Source organism: Nocardia sp. NPDC004123, assembly GCF_053603795.1.
Genome location: NZ_JBSGGG010000032.1, coordinates 80519 through 101431 on the forward strand (window position 1 = coordinate 80519; position 20913 = coordinate 101431).

Consider the following 20913-nt stretch of genomic DNA (forward strand, 5'->3'; position numbering starts at 1 on the left):
TCGGGTGCCGTGCCCGACTGAGCCCGTGCCCGATGAGTTACCCCGGACTCGCCAGATCAGTCGTTCCGTCGGGCGTGGACGAGCCTAGACGTATACGTATATGAGTACGTATGCTGATCGGGTGATCGATCCCCTCAGCCTCGTAATCGGTGGCGCGCTCGTCGGCGGCGGCTGGCTCGCGGGCCGATTCGGCTCCCGCCGCAGCAAGGCCGGCGCCGCGGCCGGCCCGGCCGTCTGCGGCTGTGGCCACGACCTCGCCCTGCACGACCGCGAAGCGGGTCATTGCCACGCCGAGACGTTCCGTAAGACCGGCGTCGGTCTCAAGGCCTGGGCGCGCTGCAACTGTCAGCGCTACACCGGTCCCACCCCGCTCGAGGAGTTCTTCGCCCCCACGCCCTTGCCACCGGCTCCTTGAACGCGAAATGCCGGTCTCCGTACGGAGACCGGCTATCCCTGAGAGTCCCGGGGTCGGCTCTCCCTACTTGGCGCGCCCGTGAATCAGCGGCACGATCTTGCGCAGCAGCTTCATGGTCCGGTCGGTACGGGTGTAGGACAGCAGCGCCATGCCGGGAATCGCGAAGCGCTGCACCGCGATCGAGTGCGGACGCGAGAATTCCAGCAGGCCCGGCGCACCGTGGATGCGGCCGATGCCGGAGTCGCGCACGCCACCGAACGGCAGCCCTGAGATCGCCGCGTAGGACAGCACCGAGTTCACCGAGGTGCAGCCGACCTGGAGGCGCCGGGCGATCTCCATGCCCTGGTTCTTCGAGTACACCGCCGACCCGAGCCCGTACTTGCTCTTGTTGGTCAGCTCCACGGCCTCGTCGACGCCGTTGACGGTGCGGATGGTGACGGTCGGCCCGAAGGTCTCCTCGCACACCGCATCCGAGGACTCGTCCACGTCGACCAGCACGACCGGTTCGATGAAGGGCCCCTTGACCGATTCGGGCCCGCCCAGCACGGCCTTGCCGCCGTTCTTCAGCGCGTCGTCGATGTGCCGGCGCACGATGTCGACCTGGCTGGGCATGGTCATCGGACCGTAGGAGGCCGTGCTGTCCGAACCCGGCTTGATGTCGGTGAGGATGCGCTTGACCTCGGCGACGAACTCGTCGGCGACCGCCTTGTCCACGTACACCCGCTCCACGCCCGCGCAGGTCTGGCCGGAGTTGGCGGTGGCGCCCCAGGCGACCGCATCGGCGGCGGCCTTGACGTCGGCGTCCGCGGCCACGATCACCGCGTCCTTGCCGCCGCACTCCAGCAGCACCGGGGTGAGGGTCTCGGCGGCGGAGGCCATGATCTTCTTGCCGGTCGCGGTGGATCCGGTGAAGGCCAGCTTGTCGACGCCGGACTTGACCAGCGCCGCACCGGTCGCGCCGTAGCCGTTGATGGTGATGAAGACGCCGTCCGGCAGTTCCGGATTCGCCTCGGCGAACGCCTTGGCCACGAAATTGCCGATGCCGGTGGAGAATTCGCTCGGCTTGAAGACCACGCAGTTGCCGGCGGCCAGGGCGTAGGCGATGGAGCCGTTCGGGGTGTAGATCGGGTAGTTCCACGGCCCGATCACGCCGACCACGCCGAGCGGGCGGTACTCCAGGTGGGCGGCGAAATTGGCCATGAACGCGCCGGGCGCGACCTTCTTGGGCTTGAGCACCTTCTCGGCATTGGAGGCGGCCCACTTGATGTGCTCGAGGGCCAGCATGAGCTCGAGGAAGGCGTCGTCGAGGGGTTTGCCGTTCTCGGCGTGGATGAGCTCGCTGAGCTCGTCGGACTTCTCGACCAGCTTGCTGCCCCAGCGCAGAATGTGCTTCTTGCGCTCGGCGTAGGTCAGCGCACCCCAGGTGGCGGCGGCGGTCCGGGCCTTGGCGACGGCCGCGCGCACCGCCGCCTCATCATCGATCTTGTAGGTGGCGAGGGCCTCGCCGGTGGCAGGGTTGACCGAAGTCAGCGTGTCGGCCTGATCGAGCGGGGCGGTTTCGGTTGCAGTCATGATTGGCGGCGTCCCTTGATGAGAGTGTGATGAGACGAACGTCTCATACCGTCCAAGTGATGTCAATTGCCATCACATCGCGGGCGATTCACTTCTGGTGACTGTCGGCACCCGATGGCAGCATGGTCGTCATGTGCGGTAGATACGCGACCACGACGAATCCCGCGAAGCTGGCCGTCGAGCTCGACGCTATCGACGAGACCGGCGACCAGGGCTTCGATCCGAATTACAACGTGGCTCCCACCAATAAGGTGCTCACGGTCGTCGAACGCCACGACCGCGACCACCCGGAGGACCCGGCCACCCTGCGCATCCGGGCCATGCGCTGGGGTCTGATCCCGCCCTGGACCAAGGCCGCCGAGCCCGGAATCCCGGTGAAGGGCAAACCGCTGTTCAATGCCCGCGCCGACAAGGCCGCCACCACCGCTTCCTTCCGTGATGCGGTGAAGAAGCGCCGCTGCCTGGTGCCCATGGACGGCTGGTACGAGTGGGTCACCGAGGCCGACGCGTTCGGAAAGGCCGTCAAGCGGCCGTATTTCATGTCCCGCGCCGACGGGGGACGCCTCTATATGGCGGGTCTCTGGTCGGTCTGGCGTGACCGCAGTCAAGGCGACGAGGCGCAGCCCCTGCTGTCCTGCACGATCCTGACCACCGATGCGGTCGGCGATCTGACCAAGGTCCACGACCGCATGCCCCTGCCGATGCCGCGCGAGCACTGGGACGCGTGGCTGGACCCGGACCACCCCGCTCCCGAATCGCTGCTGGAAACGCCTTACCCCGCAGCGGTTTCGGACATTCTGGTGCGCGAAGTGCCGTCGTTGGTCAACAGTGTCAAGAACAACGGTCCCGAACTGCTGGCGCAGGTGGACGAACAGGCCGGTCAGATCAGCCTGATCTGACCGGCTTCTTTCCCGTTCCAGCACTGTGCCCCGCTGCGGAACGCAGCGGGGCACGGGTGCTTCGAGGGTTCGTCTCAACCGCACTTCACGGTCGGCAGCCCGATATTGAGCGTGCACTTCAGGGTGTCGGCCATCGAGTCGATCATCCTGGTGATGATGTTGCCGCCGAGCTTCTCCGCCTTGTCGATGCGCTCGTCCTTCTTCTGCTGCTGCCCGCCGCCCGGGCCGCCCGGGTCGGGGAAGCTCGGATTGACCGGAGCGGCGTGCACCGGCGCGGCCGTCGCGAGCGCGATCGTCAGCGGGGCGGATCCCAGTGCCAGTACCAGCGCTCCGGCGGCGACGGCCGTGCGAATTCGCCGATGGTGAGACATAAACCGCATCACATCCTCGGGTTCGTATAGGACCTTGCGGACAAAAGGTTCACAACAAGCTCACTGCGCGCTCCCAAGTAACTCACAGAAATTCGGCCGAATTGTGAAAGGGCAATGCCCCCGCCGCGTCTCCGCGTCGGGGGCATTGCCGATTCGATTGTCGTCCGGCCGATCAGACCGCCGCGGCGTCCGCCGCCTCGACGGCTTCCTTTCTGGCCTGGATGCCACCTGCGCTGCGCAGCGGCACCTCCTTCCAGAACAGCACCAGGATGAATCCGAGCAGCGCCACGAAGGTGGCCGACAGGAACACCCGGTCCATGGACTTGGCGAAGCCCTCCTTGAAGGGGTGCGCCAGCGTCGGATTCAGCTGCTGGATCACCGAGCTGTCGTTGAGCACCTGGCCCACGACCGCCGGCGCGGTCTCCTGGTTCGACAGGCCGAGGACGACCTTCTTGTCGACCGAGTCGGGGCCCTTCACCGCGTCCGTGGCGGCCTGCGTGTAGGCCTGGTCGCCCCGGACACTCTCCAGCGAGGTGGTGATGTTCGGAGCCAGCTGGGTGAACAGCACCGACAGGAACACCGCCACGCCCAGGGTGCCGCCGATCTGCCGGAAGAAGGTCGCGGCCGCCGTGGACACGCCCATGTCCTTGGGCGGCAACGCGTTCTGCAGCGCCAGGGTCAGCGGCTGCATCAGGTTGCCGAGGCCGAAGCCGGTGATGGCCATGAAGATCATGACGACCCACAGCTCGGTGTCGGCCGACACCAGGTGCAGCAGGAACAGGCCCGAGGTCAGCAGCGCCGCGCCCACCGGCGGGAAGTACTTGTACCGCCCGGTCCGGGCGATCAGCTGGCCGGCCAGGATCGAGCCGGTCATCATGCCCGCCACCAGCGGCAGCATCAGCAGACCCGCCTTGGTCGGGCTCGCGCCCTGCACCACCTGCAGGTACTGCGGCAGCAGGGTGATGCCGCCGAACATGGCCGCACCGACCACCACCGAGATGACCACGCCGAGGGCGAAGGTGGAGTTCTTGAACATGCGCAGCGGGATCAGCGCCGCGTCGCCCTGCTTGGCCTCGACCGCGATGAACGACAGCACGCCGATCGCGCCCAGCACGTAGCAGAGGATGGCATGGCTGCTGGTCCAGCCCCATTCGCGGCCCTGCTCGGCGACCACCAGCAGCGGCACCAGGCCGACGATCAGCACCGAGATGCCCATCCAGTCGATCGGCACCTTGGTGACGGGGCGCTTGGGCAGCTTGAGCACGCGGGTCACCACGGCCAGCGCGATGATGCCGACCGGCACGTTCACCAGGAACACCCAGCGCCAGCCGGTGACGCCCAGGATCTGGTCGGTGCCCGACAGAATGCCGCCGACGACCGGGCCGACCACGCTGGAGGTGCCGAACACGGCCAGGAAGTAGCCCTGGTAGCGGGCGCGCTCCCGCGGGGACACGATGTCGCCCATGATGGTCAGCGCCAGCGACATCAGACCGCCCGCGCCCAGGCCCTGGAAGGCCCGGAAGGCGGCCAGCTCGTACATGGAGGTCGCCATGGAACAGGCCAGAGAGCCGACCACGAAGATGGAGATGGCGGCCAGGTAGAACGGCTTGCGGCCGTACATGTCCGAGAGCTTGCCGTAGAGCGGCGTCGCCAGGGTCGAGGTGATCAGGTAGGCGGTGGTCACCCACGCCTGCGCCGAATAGCCGTGCAGCTCATCGGCGATGGTGCGGATGGAGGTCGACACGATGGTCTGATCCAGGGCCGCCAGCAGCATGCCCATGATCAAACCGCTCATGATGACCAGGATCTGCTTGTGGGTGAAGCCGGCCGAATTGAGTTCCGGCTCCGCCACTTCCGTTTGTGTAGTCACGAATTGCTCTCCGCGGGTGCGTAATAGGACTGAAGGTCTTTGTGGGCCGCGATGTCGGCCAGCATGCGCTGCCGGGTCTCCTCGTAGCCGTCGACGAAGCGCCGCAGCAGGGCGGCGAAGGTCTCCCGTTCATCGGGATCCCAGCCGACCAGCATGTGGCGCAGCGAGTCGTTGCGGCGGGCCCGGATCTGGGCGGCCACGGTGCGGCCGGTGTCGGTCACGTCGAGGACGCTGACCCGCCCGTCGGCCGGATCCGCGCGGCGCTCGATGAGTCCGCGCTTGACCAGGCTCGCGACCTGCCGGCTGATGGTCGAGGCGTCGGAATAGAGGGCCTCGGCCAGCGCGCCCGAGCGTTTCGGGCCGTCGTGGATCAGCTGGAACAGGATGCTGAACGCGGCCGGTTCGATCTCGCCCTGGGTCATGGACGCGACCTGCGCATTGGTGCGGTCGCGCAGTTTGGTGAGCCGGGCGATCTCGTAGGCGATGGCGTCGACAAGGCCGTCGTCGATGTCGGTGGGGGTAGTCGCCGGGTCATCGTCGGTCACGGTCGGTCTCACCTCCTTGCGTCGGTCAACTGCTTGTATGCGTCAACTAGTTGTACGGCGCAAGTATTCCGACATAGTTGTCCCTTGGCAAGCTTTTTCCGGAGGTTGTGTCTCCGCTCACGGGAGAATCGGACAATTCGCCCCTCTTGGGCAGGTCAGGCCACTGCGACCGCGGCCGTCACCGCTCCCGTGAGCCGGACCAGATCCGCCGGGGCGAGCTCGATCTCCAGCCCGCGCTTACCCGCGCTGCACAGCACCCGATCCCACTCCAGCGCCGACTCGTCGACGACGGTCGGCAGCCGCTTCTTCTGCCCCAGCGGCGAAATCCCGCCCAGCACATACCCGGTCGTCCGCTCCGCCTTGGCCTTGTCGGCCATGGCGGCCTTGCCGCCGCCCAGCGCCGCGGCCGCCGCCTTCAGCGACAGCGTGGTCGGCACCGGCAATACCGCCACCGCCAGCCCGCCCGACCCCAGTTCGATCACCAGCGTCTTGAAGATCTGCCCGGCGGTAACCCCGAGCTCGCTCGCGAGCGCCTCCACCGCCTCCGCCCCGTACGAATCACTGCGCGGGTCATGGGTATACGAGTGCACCCGGTGGTCCACCTTCGCCTGCATCAGAGCCTTGATCGCCGGGGTCGGAGCTGCAGCCATGGGCTCACCCTATCCAGCGGACGCAACCGGATTTCCGGTGCTGGGAACAGGGTGAGCGTCACACCTGTTGCACGCGATACGCGCTTCACAGCAACCGCAGGGCCCACGGTTCGCGGGCGCACGCATCCCATTCATCCAAGGAGGAGTCGGTGACCGTTCTGGTCGAAGAGCCCCCGGTGCGGACCGGGCCGCTGCTGTTCCGCAGGGGGGCCGCCGACGTCGCGCCCCCGGCCGGTTTCCTGGCCGAATCCCTGTTCGCGGTAGATTCAAGTGCTACGGCGATCGAAGGGATTAGCGTGACGAGCGACGACGACATGGTCGATCGCCAGCGTGATGACGACGCGGACAGCGAGCGCATCGACGCCGGCGACGATCAAGCGGTCGACTATGACGAGGTGAGTGAATCCGGTGCCAGGAGTACCGAATCCGCGGCGGAACTGGCCGCGCGATTCGAGCGTGACGCGCTCCCGCTGCTGGACCAGCTCTACGGGGCGGCGTTGCGCATGACTCGCAACCCGGCCGATGCCGAGGATCTGGTGCAGGAGACCTTCGCCAAGGCCTACCAGGGGTTCCGCTCGTTCCGCGAGGGCACCAACCTGCGGGCGTGGCTGTACCGCATCCTCACCAATACCTACATCAACTCGTATCGGAAGAAGCAGCGCCAGCCCGCGCAGTATCCGACCGACGAGATCACCGACTGGCAGCTGGCCTCCACCGCCGAGCACACCTCCACCGGTCTGCGCTCCGCGGAGATGGAAGCCCTCGAGGCGCTGCCGGACGACGACATCAAGGCCGCTCTGCAGTCGCTTCCCGAGGAGTTCCGGATGGCGGTGTACTACGCCGACGTGGAGGGCTTCCCCTACAAGGAAATCGCCGAGATCATGGGAACTCCCATCGGTACCGTCATGTCCCGTCTGCACCGTGGCCGCAAGCAGCTCAAGGGCCTGCTCGCCGACGTGGCGCGGGAACGTGGATTCAATCGGTCGGGCAGCGATGCGGCGCGTGAGGAGGTAACCCAGTGAGCGACGAGATGGAAGAACTGGACTGCTCGGCGGTGCTCGCCGATGTCTGGCTGCTCCTGGACAACGAGTGCGACGACACCGTGAAGGCACGGTTGCGTGAGCACATCGACCGTTGCTCGCCGTGCATCGAGGCCTACGGCCTGGAGGAGAAGCTGAAGTCGCTGCTGAATCGCAAATGCGGCGGCGACCGCGCACCGGATTCCCTGCGCCAGCGCCTGACGATGGAGATCCGGACCAGCTACACGCGTGTTGAAACGCGTGTCGTTACGGAGCCGGAGAACTGATTTGGTGGCGACCCGGGTAACTCACCGGGTACGTCCAAAATAGGTTCGGCACTTGGCCGCCGGCACGGGTGTGAGAGTCGGAACGGCAACCGGCTGCCCGCTGAAGTCCGGGAGAGGCGGAACTGAGCGGCACCCTTCCCGATGGGAAGTGGTGCCGCTCAGCAGTTTTCGAGCTTTTCGCTACGGCTCAGGCGTTCGGCCGCTTGCCGTGGTTGGCGGCATTCTTCTTGCGGCCACGCTTCTTACGTCCACGCTTACCCATAGGTAATCTCCCTTCAGTCGGCCGTCATTCTTTCATGTGTGGTTGGCTGTACCTTCAGGGGCTACGGGTCAACGCGAACGCGAGAGGTGTACATGGCTGAGGAAGTGAAGGCCGAGATGGTGTCGACTGTGCTGAACATCGAGGTCGCTGTCGGCGACAAGGTCAGCGTCGACCAGACCCTGGTCCTGCTGGAGTCGATGAAGATGGAGATCCCCGTCATCTCCGAGATCGAGGGCACCGTCGCCTCCATCCACGTCAGCCCCGGCCAGGTGCTGCAGCAGGGTGACCTGATCGCCGTCATCTCCTGAGCGACGAGCCCCCGACCTGCTCCTGAGGCGCCCTTGCCGCGTCGCGTGGGAACATACACGCGACGTGGGAACAGAGGAGCGTGGTGAATGTCGACACTGAGTGAGCTACTGGCCGAGCACACCGATCTACCGGGTGCGGCCGTCGACCATTTGCAGCGGGTGGTGGGGGACTGGCAGTTGCTGGCGGATCTGTCCTTCGCGGATCTGCTGCTCTGGGTGGGCACGGGCCCGGTCAGTGCCGGCGCGGAGGTGGTGTGCGTCGCCCAGTGCCGCCCCACCACCGCGCCTACCGTGCACCTCGAGGATCTGGTCGGCACCCTCGCCACCAAGGAGGCGAATCCGCAGGTGTTCGAGGCCCTGCTGACCGCCGATATCGCTCGGACCGAAACCGATACCGCCCTCACCGGCGTCTATCACCCGCATCCCGTGCACGCCATGCGCGAGGCGATTCCGGTGCGGGTCGGTGACGACATCATCGCCGTGCTCGGCCGTGACACCGATACCCAGCGTCGCAAGATGCGCTCCAGCCTCGAGATCGCCTACATGTCCTGTGCGGACGACCTGTGCCAGATGGTCGCCGACGGCACCTGGCCCGCGCTCGAGGACCGCACCGGCGCGCACTCCAGCCCCCGCGCGGGCGACGGTTTCATCCGCCTCGACACCGAGGGCACCGTCGTCTACGCCAGCCCCAATGCCCTGTCGGCCTATCACCGCATGGGTTTGCAGAACGACCTGGTCGGCCAGGATCTGGCGCTGACCACCCGCTCGCTGATCACCGATCCGTTCGACGCGCAGGAAGTCGTCGGCGACATCCAGGCGGCCCTGGCCGGAAAGGCCGGGCGCCGAATGGAAGTCGAGGCGCGCGGGGCGACCGTGCTGCTGCGCACCCTGGTGCTGCGCCCGCACGGGGAACTCGCCGGGGCCGCGGTGCTGGTCCGCGATGTCACCGAGGTGAAGCGGCGCGACCGCGCGCTGCTGTCCAAGGACGCCACGATTCGCGAGATCCACCACCGGGTGAAGAACAACCTCCAGACGGTGGCCGCGCTGTTGCGGCTGCAGGCCCGCCGCACCGAGAACGAGGAGGCCCGCCTGGCCCTGACCGAATCGGTCCGCCGGGTCACCTCGATCGCCTCGGTGCACGAAATGCTGTCCATGTCGGTCGACGAAGAGGTCGATCTGGACGAGGTGGTGGACCGCCTGCTGCCGATCATGGCCGATGTGGCGACCGTGCACACCGCCCGCATCAAGGTGCGCCGCGCCGGATCGCTCGGCGTCTTCTCCGCCGAACGGGCGACGCCGCTGGTCATGGTGCTGACCGAGCTCGTGCAGAACGCCATCGAGCACGCCTTCGACGCCGGCGAGAACGGTACTGTCACAATCCGTTCCGAGCGTTCGGCGCGCTGGCTCGACGTCATCATCAGCGACGACGGCCGCGGCCTGCCCGACGGATTCAGCCTGGAAGCCTCCGACCGGTTGGGCCTGCAAATCGTCCGCACTCTCGTGACGGCAGAATTGGGCGGGTCCATCGGACTTCATCCCGGCGCCGATGTCGGTACCGACGCGGTGCTGCGAGTTCCCCTCGGCCGTCGCTCCGCTCGCTGAAACATATTGCGCGGCGCACGAGTTCGGGCGTAGTGAAAATTCTGCGCCCGAACTTTCGTTCGAAGAGTCAATCCCGTTGAACGGGAATTCCTCTCGTGATCAGACTCGGGCCGGCCCCTTTACACACTGAAGCCCGGCACCTGAATTGGTGCCGGGCCGAATTGCGTTGCGGCCGCGAGGCTGGGGTCGGCCGTAACGCCTGTCGCCTAGCTGGTTAGACGACGGTGCGGGTACGCGTACGCGCGTTGCGGCGCTTCAGCGCGCGACGCTCGTCTTCGCTCATACCACCCCACACGCCGGCATCCTGGCCCGACTTCAGGGCCCAGGAAAGGCAGTCAGCGGTGACGGGGCAGCGAGCGCAGACCAGCTTGGCATCGGCAATCTGCGCGAGCGCCGGACCACTGTTACCCACCGGGAAGAACAGCTCGGGGTCCTCGTCGCGACAGATGGCCTTGTGGCGCCAGTCCATTCCTCTGCTCCTTTGCTAGGGCGCGCACGGCGCTGCCCCTTGGGTTTGTGGTCCGTTCACTTGTGCGACTCGAATGTTTCCGCACGGTTGCTTGTGAATGCTTTCACGAACACCGTAGATGTCAATAGATACCCGGTGCACCGTGGGGAAGCTCACGCTGTAAGACCCCTACATGGGGATCCGCCGTGTCATTTGTACTCGGTTGAGCCAGTTTTCGCAGCGCAACCGCGATGTTTCTAGGGCGTGTCGAACCGGCTAGGGCTTCGGCGCGACCACATCGAGGATATCCGGGACGGCTGTGAAATTCACCATGTTGCGGCGTCCGATGAAGTCGCCGTCGATTTGCAAGCCGATCGGTTCGGCCGCGGTGACGGTCACGGCCGGCACGTCGTCATCGCGAAACAAGGTGCGGCTCTTGGGATCTCCATGGGCTGCGAGCAACTGCCGGGCGACCAGCAGGGTGGGCAGCACGCCCATGGTGCGCATGGCAAACACTCCGAGACCCGATTCGAATGTGGTCCCCGGGTTGGTGACCACGGGCGTGTTGTCGAGATAAGTCCAGGGACTGGCATTCGTCACGAATGCGTAATGCACATCCGTGACCGGTTCGTTACCTGGAATGTCGAGACGCACTTGCGGGGCATGCCGTTTGGCGCGAAAGAACTGCCGGACCGTGGTGCGCAGATAGCGCGCGGGCGTCGCGGTTTTGCCATCCGCGCGCTTGGCGTCGATGGCCTCGCACACATCCGCGTCGAGCCCGACACCGGCGCTGAAGAGGAACCAGCGATCGTCGGCGACGCCGAGCCCGATACGGCGGTCCGCGTCATCGGCCAACAGATCGATGAGCTGATTGGTGGCGGTCACCGGATCCGGTTCGATGCCCAGCGAGCGCGCGAACACATTCGCCGAACCGCCCGGGATGACGCCGAGCCGCGGCAGCCACTCCCGCTGCGGCTCACCCGGCAGCGGGAGGAAACCGTTGACGGTCTCGTTCACCGTGCCGTCCCCGCCGTGCACCACGATCAGGTCCATCCGGGTGTCGGCGGCCCAGCGCGCCAGCTCGGCGGCGTGCCCTCGGTGCTCGGTGTGGCGAACGGTCAGCTGGGTACGGCTTTCCAGTGCGTGAGCGAGCAGATCGCGAGTGGACCGAGTGGTCGAAGTGGCATTCGGGTTCACGATAAGCAGGGTCCGCACACAAAGCAGCCTACTGGGCTCAAAGTGAGCGCAGCACTCGCGATCACGGCTTCGGTTGACGGCCTCGAATCCGCCCCGGAGCGAAGCGGAGGGGCAAATCGGGCACCGTAGGCTGGGCGGGTGGCTGAGCAGAACAACGGCGAGAACAAGCCCGTGGGCGAGAGCGACGTGGTGCCGGGGACGGTGCGCGTGGCGGGCGCGCTGGTCGCGCTGGAGGGCGCGCTGGGCCTGGTCGCGATGGTCGTGCTGATCATCGTCGGCGTGAACGGGTCGGCGCAGAGCCCCAAGAACAGCTATCTCACCGCCGGGTACGCGGCCATCCTGGGCGGCGCGGTGCTGGCCGCGGGGATCGGGCTGATGCGCGGGAAGCGGTGGGGGCGGGCCATCGCCACGCTGACCCAGCTGCTGCTGCTGGGTGTCGCGTACTACATGTTCACCTCGGACCGGCCCGAGTTCGGGGCGCCGCTGGGATTGCTGGCGCTGGGTGCGCTGGGTGCGCTGTTCGCTCCGGCCTCGAATCGGTGGATGGCCGCGGGCTACGGCTCCGTCGAGGAATAGCCGCGGCGGTTTGCGCAGAGTCGCCGTAATCGTTGCTCAGTGGCCCGTGAGCGAGTTTTCGGACGCTCGCCCACCACTCGGGTGAGCGAGCGCTTTCCAGCGATGCTGCGGCGAATTCGGATGCCGCGGCGAATTCAGTCGTCCGCGTGCGTCGCCAGGCGGGCCAGGGCCGCGCCGCGCAGGCGGTAGCCGGTCCACTCGTGCTGGTGCTCGGCCCCGATGGATTCGTAGAAGTCGATGCTCGGGGTGTTCCAGGTGAGCACCGACCAGTCCACGCGGGCGTACCCCTGCTCGACGGCCTCGCGGGCCAGCGTCGCGAGCAGGCTCTTGCCCAGCCCGCGGCCGCGGACCTCCGGCTTGACGTAGAGATCCTCCAGATAGACCCCGTGCACGCCCTTCCAGGTGGAGAAGTTCAGGAACCAGATGGCGCAGCCCACCACGCCGTGATCGGTCTCGGCCACATGGGCGTACAGCGCGGGCTGCGGCCCGAACAGGGCCGTCTCGAGCTGGGCCGCGGTGAGGGTGCACTCGTCGGCGGCCTTCTCGTACTCGGCCAGATCGTGGACGAGCTGGACGAGCGCCGGGATGTCGGCGGGGGTGGCGCGGCGAATCATTCGGCGGCCCCTTCCTACGGGTTGAGCGGCGGAACCAGATTGTGCGCGAGCACGGTTCGAGCCTGGTGATCGTGTCCCAGCACCGTAACCGCGGCGGTGGACAGGAAGAATCGGCGGCCTTCGATCACCTCGAACTCGGCCCAGCGGGCGATGAGCGCGCGCGAGAAGTGGCCGTGGCCGACCAGCACCACATCGCGGGTGGCCAGCTCGGGAATGACGGTGGCCAGCACGTGGTCGGCGCGCTTGCGGACGTGCTCGGCGGTCTCGCCCTCTGGGGTCTCGCCGGTCCAGATGGTCCAGCCGGGCGACATCCGCTGGATCTCGGGCGTGGTGAGGCCCTCGTATTCGCCGTAGTCCCACTCCACCAGATCGTCGTCGACGATGACGCCGGGCAGCCCGGCCAGCGCCGCGGTGCGCAGCGCGCGCTGCCGGGGGCTGCTCAGCACCAGCGGATTCCGCAATTCCATGTCGTACAGCAGTTTTCCGGCGGCCCGGGCCTGCGCCTCGCCGATCTCGGTGAGGGGCACATCGGTGCGGCCGGTGTGGCGGCGCGCGGCCGACCAGGCCGTCTCCCCGTGTCGCAGCACTACCAACCGGAATTCGCCACCACTCATGAATTCGATCATGCTCCACCGCCTCCCCGAATACCTAGCGGGCCGCAGCGACCCGTCGGAATCGGGCACCCGTGGGCGACCGGGTCAGGCGGCCGCGCCGACGCCGTACACCTGGGTGCCCCGGCGCTCCAGGAAGACGTTGCCCGAGACGCTCAGCCCGATGGGCTCGTTGTGATAGTCGCTGCGCTGCAGCGGGATTCGCGAGACCTGCGCGCCGGTGCCGGGATCCAGGACGGCCAGGCCGTCCGGGACCGGGGCCACCAGCTGGCCGGCCATCAGCGCCGGGGTGCCGAGCACGTGCTGGGCGCCCCACTGGGGGTCGAGGGTGGTGGGGTTGAGGGCGATCAGGCTGTCGCCGGTGAAGACGAAGAAACCGGTGGACAGCCGCGCCACCATGGCGGTGTCCGTGAAAGCCGGAACCTGGTGGGTGGCAAGCAGATTGCCGCTGACGTCATAGATCGTCAGCACCGGCGGGGTGGTCGGCGTGGCGGGGAGGTAGAGCGCGGTCCGGGTGTCGGACACCGCGATCACGCGCGCCCCGTCCACCGCGCCGCCGGGCTCGTTGAGCACGTGCGTGCTGTACTCCTCCGGCACCGTGCCGTCCTTGGGCGCGGGATTGAGGATGGACAGCCGGTCGGCGGGGTCCTTGGGGCAGCGTTCCAGCACCGCCACCCGGCTGGGCGCCGAGCCCGCCGAGAGCAGCCGGCAGTCGGTGCGCGGCTGGGTGTGCGGATTCACCGGGGCGTCCACGTAGCCGTATTCGAGGGTGCGGACCAGATCCGAGCGCCACATCTCCAGGCGGTCGTCGCCCAGCGCGAGCACATAGGTGCCGTCCGGGGCCAGGGTGATCCGCTTGTCCATGTAGCTGGACCGCGCCGCCACCCGGGTCCCGGTCTCGGCGTTGAGCAGGGTGGTCTGACTGCAGCCGCGCTGATCCCGGTAGGTGGCGATGACCGTCCCGAACTGGACCTCCACCGCGCACAACGGCATGTCCCGCTGGTACTTCCAGACCTCGTCGCCGGTGCGGGCATCCCGCCCGGTGACGGTGCCGTCGTCGGCGGTGACGGCCACCGCGCCCACCGTCAGCGAGCGCATGGCCGCGCCGTCCGGGGCGTGCCACAGCTCCTTGACCTGCGCGGGCACCGAGTCGGCCGCCGGCGGCGGGGTGAGGGTGTGGTTCGCGGACTGCGCGTCGGTGCCGCGCACATCGCTGGTCAGCACCACAACCGCTGCCGCGATCGCCACCAGAGCGGCGATCGCGACAGCGGTGAGAATATCGGCGCGCGTCCGCCGCTCGGGTGCGAGCACGACAGCGAGAGTAACCGATCCGCGCGGCTAGGCCGAGGCCGCGACCGCGGCGTCGGTCACCACCACGGCGGCCTCGGCGTCCACGTCGGCCTTCTTCCGCCGCGTCCGCCGCACCGGAGCCGCCGCCGCGGGCTCGTCGGAACCGCTTGCCGCAGTACCCGACTCGACCGCTTCGACCTCCGCCTTGACGGCCTTGCGGACCCGCTTGCGCGGCGCGGCCTTCGGCGCTTCCGCGACCACCTCGGCACCGTCCGCCGCCGCCGCGACCACCTCGGCCGCGCCGTTGGCGTCCACGGTCGCCGCGGCGGCCTTACGAGTCCGCTTGCGGGGCGCGGCCTTCGGCGCTTCCGCACCGTCCGCCGCTCCGGCGGTGGCCTCGACGGCGCCGTTGGCCTCGACGGTCGCCGCCGCGGCCTTGCGAGTCCGCTTGCGCGGTGCGCTCTTCGGAGTCTCCGCGGCGGCCTCGGCGTCGGCGCCGGTGGAGGTCTCGTCGGCGGTCGGCGTGGTGCTCGCGGCGGTCGGCGCTGTGCTCGCGGCGCGGCTGGTGCGCTTGCGCGGCGCCCGCAGGGCGGGCTCGGCCGAGTCACCATCGGTGGCAGCCGATTCCACTGCGGCGGAACCCTCTGCGCCGGTGCCGGATTCGGCCACGGCGGCCTTGGTGCGGCGGGTGCGCTTGCGGGGCGCGGCCGCTTCGGCGGTCACGGGAGCCGATGCCGCCGCGTCGGTCTCGGCGACGACCGTCGACTCCGTGGCGACCGGAGCCTCGGCGGCAGGGACCGTGGCCTCGGCGGCCGCCTTGGTCCGGCGGGTGCGCTTGCGGGGCGCGTCGGCCACGACCGCGTCGGCCACGACCGCGTCGGCCACGACCGCGTCGGCGACCGGCTCGACCGTCGTGGTGGCCACGCTCGCCTCGACCGGCGCGGGCGTCTCGGCGACCGCGGCCTCCGAGACGACCTCGGCGGCGGCTTCGGTCACGCCGGTGCCCTCGGCGGAACCCTTGCCCCCGCGGCGGGTGCGCTTGCGTCCCCGGCGGGCGCCGTCCCCGGCATCCTCGGAGACGACGTCGGCAACCTCGGCGGGGCCTTCGGCGTCGAGTTCCGTCTCGACCGTGGTCGCGACGATGGCGTCGGCCGGGGTGTTGCCGCCCTTGCCGCCGCGGCGGCGACGGCGGCGACGGCGGCCGGACTTCTCCGGATCACCGGCGGCCGAATCGGCCTCGGCGGCGGGAGTTTCGGTGGTCACCACGGCCGTCTCGCCCTCGACCGGCCGGCCACCGCGGGTACGGCGGCGGTTGCGGCTGCGGGCGCCGCGGTGTTCGCGCTCCACCACGACGGCATCCTCGTCGCGCTCGGGCTTGCGCTTGCGGATGACGCCGGTGACGCCCTCCGGAATGCCGAGCTCCTCGTACAGGTGGGGGGAGCGGGAATACGTTTCGACCGGTTCCGGGATGCCGAGGTCGAGGGCCTTGTCGATGAGGCCCCAGCGGTTCAGCTCGTCCCAGTCCACCAGGGTGACCGCGACACCGGTCTTGCCCGCGCGGCCGGTGCGGCCGATGCGGTGCACGTAGGTCTTCTCGTCCTCCGGGCACTGGTAGTTGACGACGTGGGTGACGTCGTCGATGTCGATGCCGCGGGCGGCCACATCGGTGGCGACCAGCACGTCGATCTTGCCCTCGCGGAACTTCTTGAGCGCCTTCTCACGGGCGATCTGCCCCAGGTCGCCGTGCACCGCGCCGACAGCGAAGCCGCGCTCGGCCAGATCGTCGGCGACCTTCTGCGCGGTCCGCTTGGTGCGCGCGAAAATCATTGTCGCGCCGCGGGTTTCGGCCTGCAGGATGCGAGCCACCAGCTCGCTCTTGTCCAGCGCGTGGGCGCGGTAGACCAGCTGGGTGATCCGGTCGTGCACCGCGGACTCGTGGTGCTCCTCGGCGCGGATGTGCGTCGGCCGGTTCAGGAAGGTGCGGGCCAGGGTGATGATCGGACCCGGCATGGTGGCCGAGAACAGCATGGTCTGGCGCTGCTCGGGAACCATATTGAGAATGCGCTCGATATCGGGCAGGAAGCCCAGGTCGAGCATTTCGTCGGCCTCGTCGAGGACCAGCACCTGCACCTTGCCCAGGATCAGATGCTGCTGCTCGGCCAGATCCAGCAGGCGGCCCGGGGTGCCGACGACCACGTCGACACCGGCGCGCAGCGCCTCGATCTGCGAATCGTAGGGGCGGCCGCCGTAGATCGACGTGATGCGCACCGTGGTTCCGGTGCTGTCGTCGAGATACTTGGCGGCGTTCTCCAGATCCTGGGTGACCTGGATGCACAGCTCGCGGGTCGGCACGATGACCAGCGCACGCGGGGTGCCGTCGAGGGCCTTGGTGCCGGAGTCGCCGGTGGCGATGCGGTGCAGCAGCGGCACACCGAAGCCGAAGGTCTTGCCCATACCGGTGCGGGCCTGGCCGATGAGATCCTCACCGGCCAGTGCGAGCGGCAGGGTGAGTTCCTGAATGGCGAAAGTGCGTTCGATGCCGATCTCGGCGAGGGCCCGGACGATTTCCGGCCGCACGCCCAATTCGGCGAAAGTGGGAGCGAGGTGGGTGTCGTCGAGTTCCGCGGTCAGCAGCGTGTCCGCCACACCCGGTTCCTGCTCTACGGTGATCTTGCTCAGGTTCTTGCCTTTCCTCGTTTATCGCGTCTCGCGCGCACGAGGCGTGGGGCGGACCCGGTCGGTCCGCGACGACCACTTGATCCGTGTTTCTCGCCGCTGCGGGATGCCTCTCCAGTGGATGGGCGTCGACCTGGCGCGGCGGTGCAGTGCTGCGGATCGGAGTGCGCGCACATTTTCCGTGGACTACGGGCGTGAATTCCGCCGTCCGCGGAGATTGTAGCGTGATACGGCCTTCGCCCTGATTTCCGCCACCGCTAATGTGTGGCGTTATTGCGCTGGTCGGCGCGCTTATCGGTTGCGAAAGACGGTCTGATCCGGGGTTTCGCATTGCCGTTAATGATTGTGGCGCACCATAATTCGCCCGGGGACAACGGTGTCGGCCACCGCGCGGACAGTTGAGTTGCTCACATAGGTGATACACCGTGTAGCACTATCTGCGAAGGTATTGCGGTGAGCTTGGCAGACACCGTGACCACCGCCGCCCGCAACATGTGGTCGCTGACCTTCGGCGACGGCATCGAGGCCCCCGAACCCACCCCGTCGACGGTGCTGTCCGACGCGCCGCATCGCGAACTGCGCCGCTACGACGGCGCGGGCCCCGACGATCCGGCCGTGCTGCTGGTCCCGCCGCTGGCCGCGCCCGCCTTCTGCTTCGACCTGCGCCCCGATCAGAGCCTGGCCCGGTTCTTGCTGGAGACCGGCCGCGCGCCATACCTGGTCGACTACGGCGACATCACCTTCGAGGACCGGCGCATGGGCTTCGAGACCTGGATCGACGACATCCTGCCCGAGGCCATCCGCGAGGTGTCGGCCGATCGCGGCGGCCGTCCGGTGGATCTGGTGGGCTGGTCCATCGGCGGCGTCCTGGCCCTGCTGACCGCCGCGGCCGATCAGGCGCTGCCCATCCGGTCCATCACGGCCGTCGGCGCGCCGCTGAGCTACGACCACATGCTCGGTGCGCGCGAACTGCGCACCCTGGCGCGTATCGACGGCGGCCGCACCGCCACCGCGGCCATTCGCGCCGCCGGCGGGGTCTCGGCGCAGCTGACCCGGATCGCCTACCGCGCCACCGCCTGGGATCGGGAACTCAAGCGGCCGTTCTTCATCGCGAGCAATCTCGCGGACACCGCGACCCTGGCCCGGATGGAGACCATCGACCGGTTCCAGAATTCGCTGCCCGGCTATCCGGGGCGTTTCTACAACCAGCTGTGGGGCCGCTTCATCCTCAACAACGACATCGGCAAGGGCGTGGTGCACCTGGGCGAGCAGCAGATCGCGCTGGCCGACATCACCCAGCCGGTGCTGCTCGTCGGTGGACCGAACGATGTGATCACCCCGGCCGCCGCGGTGGAGCACGGGACGACGACGCTGACCGGCTCGCCGGAGGTGCGGTACGAGACCGCACCCGGCTCGCACCTCGGCATTCTCGTCGCCCGCGACACCACGTGGACCCAGCTCGACAAGTTCCTGCGCGACCAGCACTGAATTACGTTGTGTCGCAAGGCCTTGCGAACGTATCGAGGGTGCGTCCCGGGTGTCGTCGCCGATGGGTGACTGCGCGTCGTTTCCGGCCGCTAGGGTGGGGTCCCATGGGAGCAAACTCGTCCACTGCGCTCGGCGCTGCCTCGGAGTCTTCCGACGGCCGTATTCCTTCGTCTTCCGACGGCCGCATCTCCGCCGAACATCCTGGAGCCACCGACCTCTTCGCGGTCCTCGCCTACGGTGAGATCTCCGCCTTCTACCGTCTCGCCGAAGAGGCCAAGCTGTCGCCCACCCTGCGCGGCCGGGTGGCCGTCGCCAAGATGGCCGGCAACGAGATGGAACACTTCAAGACCCTGGAGCGGGCGCTGGCCGACCGCGGCGTCGACATCTTCGACGCGATGGCCCCCTTCGTGCGCGCCCTGGACGCCTACCACGCCTCCACCGACCCCTCCACCTGGCTGGAGTCGATGGTCAAGTTCTACGTCGGCGACGGCATCGCCGCCGACTTCTACACCGAGATCGCCGGCGCCCTGGCTCCCGAGGTCGCCGACGTGGTGCGCGACGTGCTGGCCGAGACCAGCCACTCCGAATTCGTCATCGAGGAGGTGCGCACCGCGGTCGCCCAGAACCGGTCCGAACGGGACCGGCTGGCGCTGTGGGGCCGCCGCCTGCTGGGCGAGGCCATCACCCAGGCGCAGTACGTGATGGCGCAGCGCGACGGGCTCACCGAGCTGGTGCTCACCGCCACCGGCGATCTGAACGGCGTCGCCACGCTGTTCGAGCACATGCAGAACAGTCACGCCGAGCGCATGCGCGTTCTCGGCCTGAGCTGACACTCCCGTTCTTCCTGCCGTCTGCGCTGTTCCCCGACAGTGCCGTGGGTGCTGTTCGCTGACAGCGCAGGCGGTCGCGGCCGGACGCTGTCCCGGCTGCGCTAGCGTGATCAGGACAGCACAAGGACTCTAGGTTCGGAGGTTGGCCGTGGAGGTCAAGATCGGCATTTCGGATAGCCCGCGTGAGCTCGTCATCAACAGCTCGCAGACCCCCGCCGAGGTCGAGGCGGCCGTCACCGGCGCGCTCCAGGGTGGGGGCGGCGTCGTCACGCTGACCGACGAGAAGGGCCGCAAGTTCCTGATCCAGGCCGCGAAGGTCGCCTATGTCGAGATCGGCACCCCCTCCTCGGGTCGCGTCGGCTTCGCGGCCGTCTAGCCGAACTCTCGGGGCTTCCTGAAACCCCTAGTGACATAAAAGAATTGCCCCGCCGAGCCGTTCGGCGGGGCAATTCTTTTGTTGTTGTCGGGGATTGAGGGGATTTCTCAATCCATCGGGTGCAGCGGCACGTGCTTCAGGCCGCCCCAGCACAATGCGACAGTGGTGTCGACCGCGTCGTCCTTGCTGATCGGCCGGTCCGCCTCGAGCCAGTAGCGCGCGCTCAGCTGGCTGGCGCCGACCAGGCCGACGGCGAGCACACGGGCGCGGTAGGGCTCCAGGCCGGAGTCGTGGGCCACCAGGTCGAAGACCGCGTCCACACAGGCCTCGGTGGCCTGCTCGACGCGGCGCTGCACCTGCGGCTCATTGGTCAGATCGGATTCGAAAACCAGTCGGAAGCCCTGGGTTTCGTGATCGACGAAGTCGAAGTAGGCCTGCACGGCGGCGCGCACCCGCTGCTTGTTGTCGGTGGTGGAGCGCAGCGCCTGGCGCACGCTCGACACCAGGGCGTCGACGTAGTTCTGCAGGACCGCCAGATACAGTTCGAGCTTGCTCGAGAAGTGCTGGTAGAGCACCGGTTTGCTGACGCCGGCGCACTGCGAGATCTCATCCATGCCCGAGGCGTGATAGCCGCGTAGCACGAAGACCTCGCTGGCGGCCGCGAGTAGCTGCGCCCGGCGCGCCTCACGGGGCAGGCGGGTTCCGCGCTTGCTCGCCGCCATGGCCTCGGATGACATGCGGTGCGACGTCATCCGGTCCACGAGGTCAGTCATTGCCTTTTCTCCCAGTTGATTCCCGGTGGGAAGGATGTCACCGGTATCCCACGAACGATACTCGCTCATGGGGCCCGTGCCGATCCAGGTTCCGAATTTTGGTGTGCTGGTTGTTGTCGATCAGCACCTGTGATGGTCGAGTGGGACTCGCAGTCGATTATGCGAGACCGATCACAACTGTGTAGCACATGTTCTGATTTGTGAGCTCTGCCGCATTGGCGTGAGATATCTCGC

General features: G+C 68.0%; 22 protein-coding genes and 1 pseudogene. 10 read left to right on the forward strand and 13 right to left on the reverse strand.

The window, feature by feature from the left end:
- Nucleotides 1-121: 121 nt before the first annotated feature.
- On the forward strand, nt 122-415 hold the full coding sequence (locus ACWEQQ_RS37230) for a hypothetical protein (RefSeq protein WP_452351515.1): 294 nt from the start codon (nt 122-124) through the stop codon (nt 413-415).
- Between the two features lie 63 nt (nt 416-478).
- On the opposite strand, the gene ACWEQQ_RS37235 is transcribed toward ACWEQQ_RS37230, so the two are convergent.
- Entirely contained in the window at nt 479-1987 is a 1509-nt protein-coding gene (locus ACWEQQ_RS37235) for an aldehyde dehydrogenase family protein (RefSeq protein WP_452351516.1), read from the reverse strand.
- Nucleotides 1988-2118: 131 nt separating this feature from the next.
- On the opposite strand from ACWEQQ_RS37235, the gene ACWEQQ_RS37240 reads away from it, so the two are divergent.
- Entirely contained in the window at nt 2119-2886 is a 768-nt protein-coding gene (locus ACWEQQ_RS37240; RefSeq protein ID WP_452351517.1) for an SOS response-associated peptidase, read from the forward strand.
- A gap of 74 nt (nt 2887-2960) precedes the next feature.
- Here ACWEQQ_RS37240 and ACWEQQ_RS37245 read toward each other — a convergent pair whose 3' ends face one another.
- The 4 genes from ACWEQQ_RS37245 to ybaK all read right to left on the reverse strand — a co-directional run bounded on the left by ACWEQQ_RS37245 (nt 2961) and on the right by ybaK (nt 6322).
- On the reverse strand, nt 2961-3257 hold the full coding sequence (locus tag ACWEQQ_RS37245) for a hypothetical protein (protein WP_452351518.1): 297 nt from the start codon (nt 3255-3257) through the stop codon (nt 2961-2963).
- Nucleotides 3258-3429: 172 nt separating this feature from the next.
- Nucleotides 3430-5052, reverse strand: coding sequence for an MDR family MFS transporter (locus ACWEQQ_RS37250; RefSeq protein ID WP_452351537.1), 1623 nt, complete (start codon nt 5050-5052; stop codon nt 3430-3432).
- 71 nt (nt 5053-5123) lie between these two features.
- Nucleotides 5124-5672 (reverse strand): MarR family winged helix-turn-helix transcriptional regulator, encoded by a 549-nt coding sequence (locus ACWEQQ_RS37255; protein WP_452343296.1) that lies wholly within the window; start codon nt 5670-5672, stop codon nt 5124-5126.
- Between the two features lie 155 nt (nt 5673-5827).
- Nucleotides 5828-6322, reverse strand: a complete 495-nt coding sequence (ybaK, locus tag ACWEQQ_RS37260) for a Cys-tRNA(Pro) deacylase (RefSeq protein ID WP_452351519.1) — start codon at nt 6320-6322, stop codon at nt 5828-5830.
- Nucleotides 6323-6636: 314 nt separating this feature from the next.
- On the opposite strand from ybaK, the gene ACWEQQ_RS37265 reads away from it, so the two are divergent.
- Together ACWEQQ_RS37265 and rsrA are read left to right on the forward strand one after the other, a co-directional pair.
- Complete coding sequence (locus ACWEQQ_RS37265) at nt 6637-7344, forward strand: sigma-70 family RNA polymerase sigma factor (protein WP_452351538.1); 708 nt, start codon at nt 6637-6639, stop codon at nt 7342-7344.
- A gap of 8 nt (nt 7345-7352) precedes the next feature.
- Complete coding sequence (gene rsrA, locus ACWEQQ_RS37270; RefSeq protein WP_452351539.1) at nt 7353-7628, forward strand: mycothiol system anti-sigma-R factor; 276 nt, start codon at nt 7353-7355, stop codon at nt 7626-7628.
- 187 nt (nt 7629-7815) lie between these two features.
- Here rsrA and ACWEQQ_RS37275 read toward each other — a convergent pair whose 3' ends face one another.
- Nucleotides 7816-7890 carry a 50S ribosomal protein bL37 gene (locus ACWEQQ_RS37275; RefSeq protein WP_153805149.1) on the reverse strand — a complete coding sequence of 25 codons (75 nt, stop codon included), beginning with the start codon at nt 7888-7890 and terminating at the stop codon, nt 7816-7818.
- A gap of 92 nt (nt 7891-7982) precedes the next feature.
- Between ACWEQQ_RS37275 and ACWEQQ_RS37280 the strand changes: the two genes are divergently transcribed.
- Both ACWEQQ_RS37280 and ACWEQQ_RS37285 read left to right on the forward strand, forming a co-directional pair.
- On the forward strand, nt 7983-8198 hold the full coding sequence (locus ACWEQQ_RS37280) for a biotin/lipoyl-binding carrier protein (protein WP_452343293.1): 216 nt from the start codon (nt 7983-7985) through the stop codon (nt 8196-8198).
- An 87-nt stretch (nt 8199-8285) separates the two neighbouring features.
- Nucleotides 8286-9800 (forward strand): sensor histidine kinase, encoded by a 1515-nt coding sequence (locus tag ACWEQQ_RS37285; RefSeq protein WP_357002128.1) that lies wholly within the window; start codon nt 8286-8288, stop codon nt 9798-9800.
- A 214-nt stretch (nt 9801-10014) separates the two neighbouring features.
- Here the strand turns inward: ACWEQQ_RS37285 and ACWEQQ_RS37290 are convergent, their stop codons facing one another.
- Nucleotides 10015-10269, reverse strand: a complete 255-nt coding sequence (locus ACWEQQ_RS37290) for a WhiB family transcriptional regulator (protein WP_011211115.1) — start codon at nt 10267-10269, stop codon at nt 10015-10017.
- A 255-nt stretch (nt 10270-10524) separates the two neighbouring features.
- A complete protein-coding gene (locus tag ACWEQQ_RS37295) occupies nt 10525-11463 on the reverse strand; it encodes a diacylglycerol/lipid kinase family protein (protein WP_452343292.1) in 939 nt (312 codons plus the stop codon).
- Between the two features lie 120 nt (nt 11464-11583).
- Between ACWEQQ_RS37295 and ACWEQQ_RS37300 the strand changes: the two genes are divergently transcribed.
- Nucleotides 11584-12021: a hypothetical protein gene (locus ACWEQQ_RS37300; protein ID WP_452351520.1), complete on the forward strand. Its 438-nt coding sequence runs from the start codon at nt 11584-11586 to the stop codon at nt 12019-12021.
- A gap of 134 nt (nt 12022-12155) precedes the next feature.
- On the opposite strand, the gene ACWEQQ_RS37305 is transcribed toward ACWEQQ_RS37300, so the two are convergent.
- From ACWEQQ_RS37305 to ACWEQQ_RS37320, 4 genes and pseudogenes are all read right to left on the reverse strand, one after another.
- Complete coding sequence (locus ACWEQQ_RS37305; RefSeq protein ID WP_364607563.1) at nt 12156-12635, reverse strand: GNAT family N-acetyltransferase; 480 nt, start codon at nt 12633-12635, stop codon at nt 12156-12158.
- Between the two features lie 14 nt (nt 12636-12649).
- Nucleotides 12650-13249, reverse strand: a complete 600-nt coding sequence (locus tag ACWEQQ_RS37310) for an acid phosphatase (protein WP_452343290.1) — start codon at nt 13247-13249, stop codon at nt 12650-12652.
- Between the two features lie 84 nt (nt 13250-13333).
- On the reverse strand, nt 13334-14557 hold the full coding sequence (locus ACWEQQ_RS37315; protein ID WP_452351521.1) for an Rv3212 family protein: 1224 nt from the start codon (nt 14555-14557) through the stop codon (nt 13334-13336).
- Nucleotides 14558-15810: 1253 nt separating this feature from the next.
- Nucleotides 15811-17182, reverse strand: a pseudogene (locus ACWEQQ_RS37320) (DEAD/DEAH box helicase); the annotation flags it as partial.
- Between the two features lie 483 nt (nt 17183-17665).
- Between ACWEQQ_RS37320 and ACWEQQ_RS37325 the strand changes: the two are divergent.
- From ACWEQQ_RS37325 to ACWEQQ_RS37335, 3 genes are all read left to right on the forward strand, one after another.
- Entirely contained in the window at nt 17666-18700 is a 1035-nt protein-coding gene (locus ACWEQQ_RS37325; RefSeq protein ID WP_452351522.1) for an alpha/beta fold hydrolase, read from the forward strand.
- Nucleotides 18701-18804: 104 nt separating this feature from the next.
- Nucleotides 18805-19530 (forward strand): ferritin-like fold-containing protein, encoded by a 726-nt coding sequence (locus ACWEQQ_RS37330; protein ID WP_452343287.1) that lies wholly within the window; start codon nt 18805-18807, stop codon nt 19528-19530.
- Nucleotides 19531-19678: 148 nt separating this feature from the next.
- Nucleotides 19679-19906 (forward strand): DUF3107 domain-containing protein, encoded by a 228-nt coding sequence (locus ACWEQQ_RS37335; RefSeq protein ID WP_452343286.1) that lies wholly within the window; start codon nt 19679-19681, stop codon nt 19904-19906.
- 107 nt (nt 19907-20013) lie between these two features.
- Here the strand turns inward: ACWEQQ_RS37335 and ACWEQQ_RS37340 are convergent, their stop codons facing one another.
- The gene (locus ACWEQQ_RS37340) at nt 20014-20679 is read right to left on the reverse strand and encodes a TetR/AcrR family transcriptional regulator (protein WP_354834016.1); all 666 of its coding nucleotides are present in this window, start codon (nt 20677-20679) and stop codon (nt 20014-20016) included.
- Nucleotides 20680-20913: the final 234 nt, after the last annotated feature.

What these genes read in the sequence shown, in the direction of transcription:
- ACWEQQ_RS37235 (WP_452351516.1), bottom strand. Translation starts at nt 1,987, where the DNA reads ATGACTGCAACCGAAACCGCCCCGCTCGATCAGGCCGACACGCTGACT.
- ACWEQQ_RS37240 (WP_452351517.1), top strand. Translation starts at nt 2,119, where the DNA reads ATGTGCGGTAGATACGCGACCACGACGAATCCCGCGAAGCTGGCCGTC.
- ACWEQQ_RS37245 (WP_452351518.1), bottom strand. Translation starts at nt 3,257, where the DNA reads ATGTCTCACCATCGGCGAATTCGCACGGCCGTCGCCGCCGGAGCGCTG.
- ACWEQQ_RS37250 (WP_452351537.1), bottom strand. Translation starts at nt 5,052, where the DNA reads ATGAGCGGTTTGATCATGGGCATGCTGCTGGCGGCCCTGGATCAGACC.
- ybaK (WP_452351519.1), bottom strand. Translation starts at nt 6,322, where the DNA reads ATGGCTGCAGCTCCGACCCCGGCGATCAAGGCTCTGATGCAGGCGAAG.
- ACWEQQ_RS37265 (WP_452351538.1), top strand. Translation starts at nt 6,637, where the DNA reads ATGGTCGATCGCCAGCGTGATGACGACGCGGACAGCGAGCGCATCGAC.
- rsrA (WP_452351539.1), top strand. Translation starts at nt 7,353, where the DNA reads ATGGAAGAACTGGACTGCTCGGCGGTGCTCGCCGATGTCTGGCTGCTC.
- ACWEQQ_RS37280 (WP_452343293.1), top strand. Translation starts at nt 7,983, where the DNA reads ATGGCTGAGGAAGTGAAGGCCGAGATGGTGTCGACTGTGCTGAACATC.
- ACWEQQ_RS37285 (WP_357002128.1), top strand. Translation starts at nt 8,286, where the DNA reads ATGTCGACACTGAGTGAGCTACTGGCCGAGCACACCGATCTACCGGGT.
- ACWEQQ_RS37290 (WP_011211115.1), bottom strand. Translation starts at nt 10,269, where the DNA reads ATGGACTGGCGCCACAAGGCCATCTGTCGCGACGAGGACCCCGAGCTG.
- ACWEQQ_RS37305 (WP_364607563.1), bottom strand. Translation starts at nt 12,635, where the DNA reads ATGATTCGCCGCGCCACCCCCGCCGACATCCCGGCGCTCGTCCAGCTC.
- ACWEQQ_RS37310 (WP_452343290.1), bottom strand. Translation starts at nt 13,249, where the DNA reads ATGAGTGGTGGCGAATTCCGGTTGGTAGTGCTGCGACACGGGGAGACG.
- ACWEQQ_RS37330 (WP_452343287.1), top strand. Translation starts at nt 18,805, where the DNA reads ATGGGAGCAAACTCGTCCACTGCGCTCGGCGCTGCCTCGGAGTCTTCC.
- ACWEQQ_RS37340 (WP_354834016.1), bottom strand. Translation starts at nt 20,679, where the DNA reads ATGACTGACCTCGTGGACCGGATGACGTCGCACCGCATGTCATCCGAG.